The 16248-nt window shown below is 43.6% G+C and carries 7 protein-coding genes; 6 read left to right on the top strand and 1 reads right to left on the bottom strand.

Annotation, left to right across the window (positions count from 1 at the left end; all coding sequences use genetic code 11):
- Positions 1 to 179 precede the first annotated feature (179 nt).
- From H524_RS0104055 to H524_RS0104030, 6 genes are all read left to right on the top strand, one after another.
- A complete protein-coding gene (locus H524_RS0104055) occupies positions 180 to 2666 on the top strand; it encodes an autotransporter assembly complex protein TamA (protein ID WP_027939301.1) in 2487 nt (828 codons plus the stop codon).
- 65 nt (positions 2667 to 2731) lie between these two features.
- Entirely contained in the window at positions 2732 to 8395 is a 5664-nt protein-coding gene (locus H524_RS0104050; RefSeq protein ID WP_169726127.1) for a translocation/assembly module TamB domain-containing protein, read from the top strand.
- 445 nt (positions 8396 to 8840) lie between these two features.
- Positions 8841 to 10721, top strand: coding sequence for an AMP-binding protein (locus H524_RS0104045; protein ID WP_027939299.1), 1881 nt, complete (start codon positions 8841 to 8843; stop codon positions 10719 to 10721).
- Between the two features lie 159 nt (positions 10722 to 10880).
- Positions 10881 to 11087: a hypothetical protein gene (locus H524_RS0104040; RefSeq protein WP_027939298.1), complete on the top strand. Its 207-nt coding sequence runs from the start codon at positions 10881 to 10883 to the stop codon at positions 11085 to 11087.
- Between the two features lie 181 nt (positions 11088 to 11268).
- Positions 11269 to 12234 (top strand): AAC(3) family N-acetyltransferase, encoded by a 966-nt coding sequence (locus tag H524_RS0104035; RefSeq protein WP_027939297.1) that lies wholly within the window; start codon positions 11269 to 11271, stop codon positions 12232 to 12234.
- Between the two features lie 549 nt (positions 12235 to 12783).
- A complete protein-coding gene (locus tag H524_RS0104030) occupies positions 12784 to 14553 on the top strand; it encodes a serine hydrolase (RefSeq protein ID WP_027939296.1) in 1770 nt (589 codons plus the stop codon).
- 414 nt (positions 14554 to 14967) lie between these two features.
- Here H524_RS0104030 and H524_RS0104025 read toward each other — a convergent pair whose 3' ends face one another.
- Positions 14968 to 15960, bottom strand: coding sequence for a flagellin N-terminal helical domain-containing protein (locus H524_RS0104025; RefSeq protein WP_027939295.1), 993 nt, complete (start codon positions 15958 to 15960; stop codon positions 14968 to 14970).
- Positions 15961 to 16248 lie beyond the last annotated feature (288 nt).

Here is a 16248-nt window from a genome sequence, read left to right as displayed (position 1 = left end):
GTTCAAGGCATTAGCTAAAAGTAGCACTATGCAGTCTCATGCATCGTATCTGTAAAGTGCTTGCTTAGATAGTGATATTGTGGTGGCAAAGCAAACTTGGCTTTTATTGTCGAAGCTGATGACAGCTACTAAATTAAGAGTCTAATTAGCACTTTTCTTGTGTTGCAACGGAGAAATAGATGCTCAAGAGCATAGTTTCAGCATTAAGTCAGCGTTTACCGGTAAAACAAATTACTGGTAATCCTACGCTCCATTGCACCCAAAATCTTTATAAACACTCTGCAGTAAACGAATTTAAGAGCTCTTGTAATTTCTCCCATGCATCTGTTGCCAACACCGCAGCAGATACTACTAAGCAAGAGCAAACTCACTCTAACTGCGCTGCAGTGCGTGCTAATACATCCTCTAAGGCCTTTAGAAATACAGCTAAACGAGCCAACAAATCATCAAGCAAGACAGCTAATCGAGCTAGCAAATCATCAAGTAAGAGCCGTAAGCACTCTAATAAGCACTACAAGGCCTCCAAGTCATATAAACAAAGCCATGTCGTTGTTCGCAATGGCAAGGATGAGGTTTGCAGTAGCCTTGCTGCAGTGTCTTTAGCTACATCAGCTCAGGAAAAAAGCTGTTTAGCTTCATTGGCTGCTAATCAATCTCTTGAATCTAAGCTCAAGCCAAGTTGCGTAGCTCAATGTGTGCGCCAAGAGATTAATAAGACAGCAAAGACTGTTGCCATGAACTTTGGCAGCGAGAAAGACTTTGCCTCTAGCGTTGCTGCGGGCGTACCTTCTATCTTGGATGGTGGCAAGGCAGATGCGCTAGCATCTTCTGTCGCAGCCCACGCAGCTCCTGTTACATCTCCATTAGCCTCGTTTATGGCGGTGGGTGGTAAGTACTTACGTCTGTCTGTATGGGCAGCTATGCTTGGCTGTGCATCGGTGGCACTTAGTTCATGCTCGACTAATGATGATTTGCCTGAGCGTGAAGTTTTAGTTGAAGATCCTGTGTCCTTTAGCGTTAGTGGTGTATCTGGAGAGCTGTTAACTAATGTTGAGGCGCACTTAGGATCTCTTGCTGTTATTCCAAAGAAGCGTGCCTTTTTCTATATTCGTGAGATTAAGGAAGTTACCACTAAGGCCTTACGTGCCTATGGTTACTATCATCCAAAGATCAAAGTTACTCTGCCTGAGAAAGACAAAAAAGAAGATACAGTAGTTAAGGTTGAGGTAGAACAAGGCAAGCCTTTGTACATTCGTCAGTCTAGGATTGAGGTTTTAGGCGAGGGCGTTAAGTACAAGGTCTTTGAAGATCTGCTTAAAAATACTGAACTTGGCTCATACAAGATTCTTAATCATGGTGTCTATGAAGAGCTAAAGAACGCTATTCATAACACAGCTTTATCCATGGGCTTCTTTGACGGTAAGTTCACCTCAAAGCGTATTATGGTTTATCAAAACCAAAACTTTGCTGATATCGAGCTCGTTTACGATTCTGGCAAGCGTTATGACTTTGGTGAACTCATCATGAATGACGAGACTGCTGAGCTCTATAAGCCAAGCCATCCGCTACAAAACTTTAAGACAGGCGATAAGTTTGCCACTAAGAAGATCAATAACTTTGTATCTTCTTTAAATCAGACTGGCTATTACAATTCTGTAGACGTGCGTCCGGTATTGGATAAGGCTGAGAACTTCCAAGTGCCAGTAGAGATGCATTTAGAGCGTCGTGCCAATAACAATATGCGTATTGGTCTTGGCTACAGCACTGATGAAGGCCCTCGTGTATTGCTTGAGTGGAATAAGCCACTTTTGAACTCTCGTGGTGACTCATTAAGCACTCTGATGACCTTAACTAAGATCACTCAGGATGCACAGCTCGTTTACAAGATCCCTGGCGAAAATCCAAATCTTGATTATTACACCATTAATGCAGCTCAGACTCATACTGACTTTAACGACACTTTATCTGATCGTACTCAGCTTGCGGTGCACTATATTGCTAATCAGACTGGTCGTTGGAGACGTGATTATGCCTTGCGTTTGGAGTATGAAGACTTTGATCAGGCAAAAGAAGAGGGCCGTACTCTCAACTTAATGCCGGCAGTGTCTTTTACCCGTCGTGAAAGCTCTGGTGGCTATGATCCAACTCGTGGCTACTCTATAACTTTAGAGGCATTGGGTGCAGCAGGTGCGATCTCGGATAACAGTTTTGTGCAGGTCAAAGGCACATACAAGGGTGTGATTGCGCCTAGTGAGAACACTCGCTTCTTGTTCCGTTTAGAACAAGGTGCTAACTTTGGTCCTGATGCTGGTGAAGTCCCTCCATCACTGCGTTTCTTTGCAGGTGGCGACAACTCCATTCGTGGTTTTGGCTATCGTGATAGATCAGCTAAACAACCATGGGGTGGACTTAAAGGTGCTAAGTACTTAACTGTGGGTAGTGCAGAGTTTCAATTCCCAATGGGTATTAGTAACTCACGTTTAGCGCTATTTTGCGATGTGGGTACAGCAACTGATGATTACAAAGATGAGTTAATGTATGGCCCAGGTCTTGGCTATCGTTTCTTATCTTCATACGGTATTGTCCGTGTAGATGTGGCAGTGGGTCTGCAAAAGAACCAAGAACAGGTCTATCAGCTCCACTTTGCCTTTGGTCCTGAATTTTAGTAAAGGTCGAAAATATGTACTTCAAGCATAAAGCTTCGGCCTTGGACCGAAACGAGAAAAACCACATGAGTGCTCAAGGAGGAGCATCCTCCTCTGACGCAGCTAAAAAAGATTCAGCAAAAGATGCTAAGAGCAATACAGTAGCATCTAAGATCACAGCTACTAGCAAGCTAAATGGCAAGCCACGTCAGAGCCTTAAAAGACGCATGCTTAAGTGCTTTAAGCATATGCTCTGTGCACTATTTGTATTCATGTGCATTCTCTTTGGCGTGCTCTATTACTTCTTAGGCACTTTATCTGGTGCTCGCAATGCTTTAGCCCTTTCGCAACGCTTTATTCCTGATTTCATCATTATCGATACCACCATTGAGTCAGGCTCAGTTTTAAGCGGTCTAAAGCTTGGTCATACCTTAGTTGATATCCGTGATGTAGTAGCGATCTCCGCTGATGAACTGACCTTAGATTATGATCTGTCAGACATCACCTCTATGCTCTTCACAGTTAATAATTTAGAGGCACATAAGCTTACTGTAGCGCTGTCCGACAAGCTCTTTGAAGGCCCATCAAAAGAGAAGCAAGAGCCAAGCACTGAGCCATTTAGAATGTCATTCCCAGTGGATATTGATATTCACCGCTTTGACGTATCTGATTTTGCATTCCGCTCACAAATTGTGGATGTAGAGTTAAGCTCCTTAAACTCTGCTTTATGGGCACGTTCGGATAAAGTAGGTTCTAAGCATCTGTATGTAGATGGCACTACCGTTCATTTAAAGAACGAGGCCGATGTTGCTGAAGAGAACGCCGACAATGAGGCTGTTAACCGAGTAGATAGCTCACTTGCTGTTATGGTGGATGGTCAGATCATTCGTCTTAGCGATCTTGATGATGCCTCTAAGGCCTTAGTTGCTGCAGCTAAGCAAGGCAAGACTGTAGAAATGGTGATTGCCTCTGAGCACAACGAGCGCCAAGCTGAAGTTGCCGAAGATGAGCTCTTTAAAGACTTCAACCCAGCCACCGCCTCAGCTACTATCGACAGCCCAGAAGAGCTTACCGCAGCTAAAACCACAGCCGATAAGCAAGCTGCCAATGGCACTAGCAACAAGGTAGCTGCAAATGGTGCTACCGACAAGCAAGCATCCAAGGATAAGCTCGCAACAGGCGACAAGACTGCAGCAGGCGACAAGAGTGCTGCTGCCAATAAGACTGCAGCAGGTGACAAGCTTGCAGTAGGCGATAATAGTGTTGCAGCCAATAAGACTGCAGCGGGCGATAAGAGTGCGGCCAAGGGTGAGCGCAAGATTACTATTCGTCCAGATAGTCTTGTCTACAAAGATCCTGAAGAGTTTGCCAAGGCCATGGAAAGTGCTCTGTTTAACGAGCATAAAGTGCCAGTGCTCTTAAGCGAAAAGCCAAGCATCACCCGTCCACAAGATACTAAGCCTCACAAGGCAAAGAAAGATGGCGTGATTCGTAGTCATGATATTACCAATGTCGATGACTATGAAAAAGCCTTACTCAAGGGTATCAATGCTTACTCTGATGCCAATAATGGTGCTGCTCTAAACGTAGATAAGAATCACTCTAGCGCAAGCAATGCCTCTAGAAGCTCTATGGCAAGCAGTGCTATGGCCCTAAACTCAAAGGCCGCAGCACCATCTAATGGTGTTGCTAGCAATGGCAAAGTCATGAGCGAGCATGAGCGTGTCATGTCCATTGAGGCAAGTAAGCAAAGCATCTCTGAACAAATTCATGCGCAATCTGAGGCTGCAGCTCTCAATGCAGCTGACTTTATTGATGCAGTAACTGGCGCTACTGCAAGCACAATTGCTCAGCAGATTCGCTTAGAAAAATCTCACAAGGGTGAAGAGGTTATTGCCAAGCACAATGCTAAGTTAAAGAAGCCTCATGCTGCTGTTAAGGCATTTGGATCAGGGGATGGTTCTATTGAGTTCTTACCTTCTATCGTATTGCCTTTTGATATTACTGTAGAGAAGTTTAAGGCTACCAAGGTTCGCTACTATCAAGAGGGTTTTGATACTCTGAGCGCTGACATTGAGGCCGATGCTTCATGGGTCGGAACTGAGCTTAAGGTAAGCAAGCTTAATGTAGACCATGTCTTTGGCAAGGTGCAGGCTGTTGGTGATCTTAACTTTGATAAGTATTTTGATCTCAACTTTACTCTCTCAGGTGAGGGCTACAAAAACGACAAGACTCATGACTTCTTGCAAGGTCTGTTGTACGGCTTAAGTGGCGAGGTCTCAGTTGAGGGTGACTTAACTGATCTGCGTCTTCACAGCCTATTAAACCTTGGTGGTAGCTCTGAGCTTAATGTTCACGCTAATGTCTTATCCGGCGCTCTGCCAGTTATCATCGATTTAAAGACTAAAGATATTACTTATCCAATCTTTGGTAAGCCAATTGTTAATGCTAAGAAGCTTGATTTACATACTGCAGGTAACTTAGCAGATGGTATTGATGTAGAGCTTAAGGCAAATATCTCTGGCTATGGTTTTGAGAATGTAGTTACTAACATCAAGTCTAGTATCGCTTATGAAAGAGCTCATATCGATACCTTTAAGATCAACGGCAAATACAAGAACGATGACATGATGGCCGATATCACCGGCGATTTGTTCTATGGTGAAGTTTATGGTGCTGATCTTAAAGCTAAGGGCAAGATTAGTGATTTATCCTTTGTCTCCCCAATGCTAGCAGGCTCCTTTAGCCTCGATAGTGACTTAGTGGCTATCCTGAATAGAAAGGAAAATGCCCCAAGTGCGTTAGCTGTTGCAGGTGAGCCAGCTTATCTTGCTAACCGTATTCCTAAGACCTCAGTTAAGCTCGATGACTTCGATGCTGACTCTTTAGAGGCCCGTTTACTTGCTGAGGTAAAGAAAAGCGGTGTAACTGGCAAGGCAAAGGTGCTCAAGGTAGCCAATGCAGCAGCGAAAAACACTGCTAAGGATGGTTCTCAAGATCCAGCCGATGATAAAGCTAGAAGTGTACAAAGAGCAAAGAGCTCTGCGCTGATGGCCTTTGGTGCGATTGACGCAAGTGAGATTGCTGATGCTGAAGAGGCATTACTCTCAGGCAACACTGAGGCTGCGCAAGCTTTAGTTGCAACTCCTGCAGCTGTTGAGGCTGTCTCAAAAGGTCAGTCCTTAGCGGCAGTACGTCCTCTTGCAAGAACAACAGCTTGGGCTGATGGTGTAGCCGATAATCCAACTGATCTACTGATCTCTCAGCAAGAATACGTTGATGCAGTGCGCTTTATCGATGAGCCAAATAATATTGGCTCTTATACTGACTCCACAGGTATTGCCTCAGAAGTGCAAGCAAAACCAGCCACTATGCTTGAACAAATCTTTAGTAAAGATTTGCCAGAGGTCATGGCCAATGTTCGCTTTATCCGTGGTGAGGTGCATTTAAATGGTCACAAGGCATCGTTTGATATTGAGGATGTCGTAGGCGATATTCACAACGGCTTTAGAGTTGATAGCCTCAGAGTTACCCAAAGCGATAACACGGTAATCGCCTCAGGAAAGGTAGCGCCAAATGGCGCTGACTTAAGCGCGGTGATTGATATTAAGAACCTTGAGTACATCTATCCAAAACTAATTGGCGGTGTCTCACTGTTTATCAATAGCACTGGCTCATTGCAGGATCTCAACTTTGAAATCTCAGGCTCCGCTCCACGTATTAAGTATGGTGATACTGTACTGCGTAAGGTGATCTTAAATGCTGGCTTTAACACTCAAACCCGCGCATTAAACCTCACTGCACTTGCAGATCGTGTACGTCTAACCAAGGCGCTAACTGCTAACCGTAATTGCTTTATCGATCTGTCTGGTACTCCACTGCGTCACAATCTCTCAGCAAGTTGTGGTGGTGCATCTTCTGTATACGTTACTGTTGATGGTAGCTTGAACTTCCTTGATAAGCTCTATACAGCAAACTTGTTAGAACTGTATCTGTCCACCGATAAAGCAGGTAGCATTTCCTTAGAAACTCCAGTCTTTGCTGATATTGATTTTGGTAAGGTTAAAGGTAGCGTAACTCCAATTGAACTCACGGGTGAAATTGGCAAGATCCACGTAGCTAAGACTGAGTTTGAAAAAGACAATCTCAAGACTTCAGTGCAAATCAACGACTTTGATGTATCAAGCTTAAGTGTCTTTATGCCTGAAGGCATGAGCATGCGTGTACCACTACAGGCATCAGCCGATGTGGTGATTAAAAATGGCAAGCCAAATATTGATCTAAGAGTAGACAGTGCTGATGGCTATGTCTTCCATGATGTTGGTGCTGGCGTCGTATACGACTCATTCAACCTTACCTCACATATCGGTCAGAACATCATGCACAACACCGTCAATATGAAGTTACGCGGTGGTCGTGGAGAGATTGACTCAGTATTAGATATCAAAAATCCAGCCACCGATGCTAAGCTTGCTGGTTACTTTAAGATTATCGATTTTGATTTAGAGACCTTATCCAATGTTGGTAGAAGCTTTACTGAGCTTAAGGGTATGGTTAACTTAGATAGCAAGATCGGTGGTAACCTTTCAAGCCCATTACTCGTTGGCAATATGACTGCCAAGGGTAGCGCTGTACCTCGCTACGATGTTGGTCAGGTCAATGACTTTGACTTTAAGGTTGGCTTAAATGGTCAAAAAGGTGATTTAGATGGCACTATCGTGCTTAATGGTGGTAGCTTAAAGCTTGATGGTGATTTAGACTGGTCTACAGGTGCAGACGGCTCGTTAGTCGCTCAAGCCAAGAAGCTGCCAGTGTTCTTAGTTGGCTATGGTACAGCTGTAGCTGATATCAACACCAAGGTAACCTTAGGCGAAGTTCTTGATATCTCTGGTGATGTAGAGATTAATACTGCTCGTATTACTGTGCATGATGTTGCCGGTAGTGGTAAGTCGGTATCCTCAGATGAAATCTTAGTTCCGGATGATGGTTCGCTATCTCTGATGAAAAAGGCTCGTGAGCCACAGTTTAAGAGCACTATCGACTTAGGCGTGAAGTTTGGTGATGACGTGCGCTTTGCGGCTATGGGCATGGTTAAAGGTAATCTTGCTGGCGGCATTGATATCTACAAGAAGTTAGAACATAAAGACATTAGATCAGCAGGTGAGATTCGCGTTGTCGACGGTACTGCTGACGTCTATGGTCGTAAGTTTAACTTTGCCACTGCACGCGTGATCTTCAATGGCGAAATTGCTAACCCAACTTTAAATGTTGAAGTGGTGGCCGATCCTGAGTCAATTGAAGGCGATGTTGTAGTGGGTGCTCGTGTAACTGGTACCGCTCAGGCTCCTGATATCAAGCTCTTCTCTAAGCCAAGTATGAGTGAAAACGAGGTGCTCTCTTACATTCTCTACGGCCACGGCCTCGATAAGAATGTAGCTAACCAAGATAGCAACAACTCCAATATGATCTTAGGCTTAGGCGTCTCAGGACTCTCTGGCCTTGCTCAAGGTGTTGCAGGTGCCTTTGGTGTAGATAATGTGCAGCTTGGTACACAAGGTCGTGGTGACAATACTCAAGTTGAAGTTCAAGGCTACGTGACACGCAAGCTGCGTCTGTCCTATGGCTACGGCGTGTTTAACTCCGTTGGCGAATTCAAGATTCGCTACGAGCTCATCCGTAACCTCTACGCCGAATTTGTCTCATCCATCGACCAGGCTGTCGACATCATCTACTCTTTCGAGTTCGACTAGCCAACAATATAGCTTTATCCATGAACGTGCATAGCATGCAGATGGGTGTAGGCCTGCACCAATATCCTTATGTTCTATGCACTTAGTCTGCACAAGCAAACATATGATCACTGATGATCTATGTAAGTAGGCTTGCCCAGCAAAAACATGATATATGCGACTAGGCTTGCCCAGCAAAAACATGATATATGCGACTAGGCTTGCCCAGCAAAAACATGATATATGCGACTAGGCGTGCCCAGCAAACACATGATCTATGCGACTAGGCGTGCCCAGCAAACACATGATCTATGCGACTAGGCTGACACAAACAGACTTATGTTCTCTGTTCATTAGTTGACATCATGTATCATAATGATTAGACATAACCACAATGCTCTGTTGTAAGCTATCTGAACTTTTGCAACAGAGTGACATAGCATGACATAAGGTTTTTGAGGTAATTATGCAGGACAAGGCAGACTTAGTAGTGGATAGTTGTGAGTCTATTGCAGACAAACTTTTTAATGCAATTAACCATGCTAAGGAGCCAAATAAGACAGCACTCATCGTCAAAAAAGAGCGCTGTAGCTATGCAAACCTGCGTGATCGCTCTTTTTCTTTTGCGGCACTGCTCCTTGCTAACAAGGTCGGCCGTATAGCTTTGTGCACTGGCCGTACATTTGATATGTACACCACCATTGCAGCAAGCATTATGAGCGGGGTAACTTATGTTCCGCTTAATTTGATTAATCCATGTGAAAAATCGGCCTTTATTTGTGCCCATTCACAAAGCTCGCACATCTTTATTGCTCCAGAGGCGGTTTCATATGCAGCTAAGATGCTGCTAAATATGCCTCAAGAGACTCTCAAGTCAATAGACATAATCTGTAATAATAGCGTGGCTCTTGAGCTAAAAAATGCCGTACAAGAAGCCATTGCCTGTACTCAAAGCGTTGCAGGGGCAAACACTCAGGGCCATGTCGATGCCAATAGCCAAGGCCAAGCAGATGCAGTTACTCAAGGCGCTGCAGATATAAGCGCACAAACCATTGAGCTTATCAACGCTGTCATCGCTAAGTCCATCATTTATGATGACACTGAAGAGTCAATGGCTGTACAAGCGCAGCTATTTGACTTTGAGTTAGCACGAAGCAAGATGTCATCTTCAGATATCATGCACATTCTCTATACCTCAGGCACTACAGGAGCGCCTAAAGGAGTTATGGTTACCCGTGCTAACTGGTCTAAGTATTTTGAGACCATTACCAAGATCTATCGCTATCAAGAGTCTGATATCTTCTCTAACTTTGCTGAGATAACTTTTGATATCTCGTTGCAAGATCCAATTTGTGCATGGATTTGTGGAGCAACTGTTGTATGCGCTACTAAGCGTGATGTGATGAATGCTGTTAAGTTTATTGAAAAGAACAGTATCACCATCGTGCACATCACTCCTGCCATGGTCTCATATATCAAGAAATCTGGTATGTTCAAAGTAGGCGCTTTGCCTAGCGTTCGTCTGAGCATATTTATTGGCGAGGCTTTGTGGTATAAGCAGGCGTATGATTATTCTTTACTGTGTCCAAACACAGTTATCTACAATACTTATGGTCCAACTGAAGCAACCGTAGCTGTATCGATCTTTGAGGTTGAAAAATCTGTCTTATCTAATATGCAACAAGATGAGGCTGGTTCAGAGGACTCCAAAGTAGATTCGGCAAAAACACCGCTGCTGCACGACATTGTTCCTCTTGGCTATGCCTTTGATGGCGTAGAGTTTTGCGTGTGCGACGAGGATGGGGTAGAGAAAGGCGAAGGTGAAGTCGGTGAGTTACTCATCGGCGGCCCACAAGTAACCGCTGGATATTGGCAAATGCCTGAGAAAAATGCCAGCGCCTTCATTGAGCGTAATGGCTCAAAGTACTATCGCACCGGCGATTTAGTATGCTTTAGATTAGATGAGAACTCAAAGAGAGTTTTTTACTACATCGGTCGTGATGGCGACATGCTCAAACTGCATGGTTTTAGAATATCTTTGTACGAAGTAGATGAGCAGTTCGGCGCATTAACTAACTATGTAGTTCGAGCTATTGCTTATGAAGTACCTGATGAGGGCGGTCGCTCAAATGAACTAGTGCTTGCCGTAGAAGGTGCCGATGAAAAGGAGTGTGAGCTCCTGTATCAAAAAGGACGTGCACATGTAGCTGTGTATATGCAGCCAGCTTATGTCTTAGCGCTACAAGACTTCCCTCTGAATGTTAATGGCAAAGTTGATCGTAAGGCCATCAAACAGTTGTTAATGAGTAAATACTGTGAGTTAAGTGGCTATACCGATGTAAGCTAAATGCTAAACAGCAAACTTGCTGCTAGACTAGGCCATTCATATTCAGAACAACTACTCATAGTCACTACAGCTGTCTGTTAGCATGCATATGACTATAATTGCAAAGTATAACCAGACAGATCGTACAGCCATATTTGGCTCAGTCATTTCGAGAAAACCATGGACAAAGTAGAATTTTACAAACTGATTGGCAAGCACCTGAATAGCGAAATCTCTGATGATACTGATATCTCAGAGTTGCCAGATTACTCCTCCATCACCATTTTCAGCTTGATTGAGGAGCTTGCTACTCATGGTGTAAAGGTTGAGGTTGGCGATATTTTAGATGCTGATACTGTCTTAGAACTGTATGAGAACATTTTTTAATTAACTCATACAAATGCCCATGACTCATGGGCAATACAGACCGCATCTTAAGCACATATACAGCTGGCTAATACTCATGGCAGCATGCCACTGAGAATGTTCAGATGCTGTAAAAACAACCTCTGTACACTGTTAAGCAGAGTCAACTAAGGGTCACAAAGCATTACGTTTGGAGCTAACTATGCCTCTAAGTTCAGCAGACACTCAAAATATGAATAAGAAAGCATCGCGCTTTACTTTTGATGAGCTCGTGCATGCTATTCAAGCTACTGGACTTAAGCAGTCAGATACGGTGATTGCGTTTTGTTCCCTGTTTAAGTTGGGTCGACCAATTCTAGGCGGTAGAGAGCTCGAACGTTTCTATTTGGATGCAATTTTTGAAGTGATTGCAGACGATGGTCTGTTGGTTCTGCCGGCTTTTTCATACTCGTTTTGCAAGCATGAGCAATACGATCCTAAGACAACACTGTCAGATGTAAATGTGCTTAGCAATTACTGCATCAAGCACGGCATTGGTGTACGTAGTTTAGACCCAAACTTTTCTTACATCTTTTTAACTAAGTCTGATCTGTACAAAGAGACCAAGAGCTCTGTTGCACTCGAGATTAGAGATTTAAAGTTCTCTAATGTTAGTTTTGATTGCGATGAAGAACCATCAATTCCACGCTTCTTATTAAGTCGCAATAGCCGCTTTTTAAATTTAAGTGCTGTTCCGTACTGCACCTTGTTGCATAACGTTGAGCAAAAGCTCGATGTGAATACTCGTTACTACAAGCTGTTTACTGGCTCGATTAAGCGAGATAACGAAGTGCTAGATGATGTCAAAATCTATTATTTCTGCCGCAAGTATTATCCAAATACCGAAGTTGATATGGGTAAGCTTGATCATTTTTTCAGACAGCTTGAGAGTGACACTAAGCATAATGCCCAAATCGTTCGTGTACCAATTGGCAAGGCCGATATCTTAGGCGGGTCTATTGCGGGTATCTTAAGTGGTTTTATTGAGGCATTTACCGAGAACCCATATGTGGTATCTAAAGGCCCTCATCTAACAGCAGAGCAGATAGACTCAGTAGATGATCCATTTAAGGTTGCTGTCAGTGAGATTGAGCGTCAGCTATTCAACGTAGTAGATCTAGCATCTTAAGCCATGTAATACATGTTAAGAGCAATTACAATCTTACAAGGCGTGAAGCTCAATAAAACTGCTTATTTAAGCAGGTTCAAGGCCGCTAGTCTTGAGCTGTGAAACACATGCTTTTTTGTACGTTCAACACTTGATGAAACATCTCATTCTTTACGTGTAAAAGCTGTTCAGGAAGCAGCTACGAGCTACAGAATTTGTACTTAATTCGCAAAAATTGGGCAGAGCAGTGGCTATCTGATAGCTAGATGCCTTTTTAGGATACAATAAGCGTATTCGTACCTTTTCATACGGTATGTCTATCTGCACTTGTGATGATGATGTTCACAATCTTAATAGCTTTAGCTAGATTTGTTTTCTTTACTAGTTAAGATTAGTACTTTAGCTTGCTTAATCTCATTGCTTCTATTGTGCACGATAATAACTAAAAATGGTGCCATAGATATAATATGGCACGAACATCGCTATAGAGTTTTGTGAAGCGTTAAATGAAGCTGCAGCTATAACAACTTAGTTATCGAACTGCATAAGATAGTACTCAAGGAGAGTGTCATGTTCTGCACTAATGATGAATCTGATAAGCACAGCCTTGCCAATTCGTTAAAGTGTCACAAGCGAATCTTTAAGTCTAGCCTATTGTCTAAGGCGGTAATGACTACTCTGAGTGCATCATTAATTGCTTCAAGTGTAGCAATGATTAGCAGCGCTTATGCTATGCCTGTTGAATATCAGATGTGGTATGAAGACGAACACGCATCTGAAGAGAAGCTACACAACGTAACCTTAAAGAACAGCACCATTTTTGTTCCAGCTCCGGATCCAAAAGTTAACTATGGTGCCAATACAGTTTATGCCAAGCACGGCAACTTAAGTGCTAATTACAGCAGCTATACTGCAACAGCAGCACAGGCAGAAGAGGAAAATCCTTTAGCCTCTCCTTACTACGATCCAATCACTGGAACTGTCAAAAAGCCAGCTCATGTCTTAGCAGAGGAGCGCAGGCAGCGTGCACTTGAGGCAAGTCAGTCCGCTTTAAATGATCAGCAAGAACGTTTAGAGCGTTATGACAACGAGCAGCGTGAGACACGTAATAGCGATCCAAACTACAAGCCTTTTGGCGACTTTTCTAAGCATGATCGTATATTCAAGCGTCTGCCTCAAACAGCTAATTTATTCTTCCTTGAAAATGAAGATGATGCCACTGAGCTCATTCGCGATATTCAGCGTGTTGAAAAAGATTTAAATGCAGAGCTGAGCTTTGTTTTAATGGACGAGAATGGCATTATTGCGCTTAAAGACAACCGTGATTACCCACTCTTTGGTCTGAGCAAATTCCACTTAGCTTATGCAGTCGGATCTTTAATGTCAGCACGATCTGATGGTCCAGACTATCGTGTTTCTTTTGATGTATCGCAGCTTAATCGCTCTGTATTCTCTCCTTTAGTTGAGATCCTTTTTGCTACCGTAGGTCGAGATATTTTGGACCCAACTGGCGAGCTTATTGGTGGTGCAGCTCACAGACAAAGTAAAGCTCAAAAGCGAAGCCAGCTGTCAGGTGCGGTTAAAGCATTCCAATCAGGTGATGTAAGTGCCGCTCGAGAACAGGCCAAACTCCATAGCCAGCCACAAGGTACATACGAACAGTACAATCAAGAGGTTGAGGCACTCAAGAATGCCGACTCTCGTCGTCTGTCTATGAGCATCAAGGAACTGATGCAGTACTCTTTAGGCCAGGCAGACTCTAATGCTAGCGGCATTCTTCTTTCTTACATCGGCAGTTTACCTACCTTAGATGTGTTCTGTAAGACTAAGGGTGTAGAGCGTATGCACTACAGATATAACGATGTGGATACTTTCTTAAATCCAAATCTGGTCTACGAGAACGCAGCTCCACTCTATGAGTCAGCAAAGCTCATGGCTAGTTATTTCCAGGATGACTACATTAACTCTGATGTGCGTACCTTCATCAACGATATCATGTACTTCAATCCAAGTAGCCAGAAGACCATCCAAAAGGGTGTGCGTAATGCTCTGATTCAGGAGACTGATTCATCTAACTTACGAATCTACTCACTCGAGGGTGTTGGTGGCTTTATGGAAATGCCAGGTCACATTTCAGTGGTAAATGACATGGCCTACATTGAGTGGAGAGGACATCGTATGGTTATGGCTGTTTCCGTACGTAATGTTAAGGGCACTCCATCACGTGCACAGCGTATTGGTGAGATGACTATTTCAGCAACTGCCAAGGCTCTCATGGAATACCAAATCATGCGTGCAGGCTCTGGTAACCGTCCAATGCTTCAATTCAATAAGAAGTAATCCCATAGTCAAACAATCACGATACTTAATGAAAATGCAAGGGGACACTTTATGTGTCCCCTTTGCATTATGAGCCTACACAAGCAACAGCAAATATGTAACTGTCCTTGATAGGCCTGATAGATTGGGATAGTAAAGATAGGTTTGATATATTAAGCTGGCCAAAAAGATAAGAGAAAGCTTAGCCAAGCTAGAAGAGACACATTAGAAGCAGCCATTCTTGAGGCTAAAACGCCCATTACAAATCGATGTTGCATCGCAAAAGAGATTTAACTCAAAAAATGAAGGCCGCAAGTGAGAGTATGCAGCCTTAACGATATAAGAGAATCAAATCTTTACTAAGACATTGCCTCTAGAAAGTCACTGCCTTAACTAAGGCAATGCCTTTAGCAAGACAGTGCCTTTATAAATCTACTAGCGACCTAACAGGCTAAGAGCAACAGTTGGACGCTGATTAGCTTGGCTTAATATAGTCTGAGATGCTTGCTGAATAATCTGGTTTTGAGTCAGCGCAGCAGTCTCAGAGGCAAAGTCAGTATCGCGAATACGGCTGCGAGCATCAGATTCATTTTCTGCAATAGAGCTCTGATTACGGATGGTTGATTCCATACGATTTTGCAAAGCACCAAGCGCAGCACGCTTAGAGTCCACTGCTTCGATGAACTTATCAATGCTTGCAAGAGTGTTCTGAGCTGCAGAAGGTGTTGATACAACCCAGTAAGCTGCAGAGTCAGTATTGTTACCAGCAGGCTTAGCTAAACCGAAATGTCCTGCCTTTCCAGCTTCTGCCTCATTATTAGAGATCTTCAATTGGGCAGCACCTTGTAAGCCTTCATTAGCCATAAGCATAATGCCTTTCATGGTGAAAGCTCCAGACTCAAGGGTGATTTCATCCTGAGCATTAGCGCCAATCTGAAAGAAGTACTCGTACTTCTGCTGACCACCTGCAGGCTGACCTTTTTTACGCATTAAGGTATTGTCACCGCCGCCATCTAAAACTAAAGCACCAGCAAAGGTGGTCTTTTTAGCAATACGAGTGATCTCATGGGACAAAGAGGTTACTTCTTCTTGGAGTGCCTTACGATCTTTTGCGGTATTTGTACCGTTTGCAGCTTGTACGGCTAAGGTACGGATACGCTGCAGCATGTTGGTAGTTTCGTCGAGTGCACCTTCGATGGTCTGAGCTAAGGCAATACCGTCGTTAGCATTACGATTTCCCTGATTTAAGCCATTTATCTGGGATGTTAAGCGATCAGAGATCTGCAGACCAGCAGCGTCGTCCTTAGAGCTATTGATACGAAGACCACTAGAGAGTCTCTGATAAGAGGTATTGAGGGCTAAAGTAGAGTTGGCCAGCTTACGTTGAGCATTAATGGAGCTCACATTAGTGTTGACGTATAGAGCCATGATGAGTCTCTCCGATCGTGGTAGTCAGTAGAGAGATGCCAAGAGGCTCTATCTCCACCTTGCATGTTGCAATCAATGTATTTGTAAAGGGCATACATGCCACTTACGAATAAACTGTCTGCGATAAGTTCATCCTAAGAAAGGCCGCAAATGTTAGTAAACGGCCTTGAGATAATATGAGAAACGAAACCTTGTTTAGCGGCCTAACAGGCTAAGAGCGACAGTAGGACGTTGGTTAGCCTGACTTAAAATAGTCTGAGATGCCTGCTGGATGATCTGATTTTGGGT

Source organism: Anaerobiospirillum succiniciproducens DSM 6400, assembly GCF_000482845.1.
GTDB lineage: Bacteria > Pseudomonadota > Gammaproteobacteria > Enterobacterales > Succinivibrionaceae > Anaerobiospirillum > Anaerobiospirillum succiniciproducens.
Note: the sequence above shows the minus strand (reverse complement) of the source record. Positions and strands in the feature narration are given on the sequence as shown.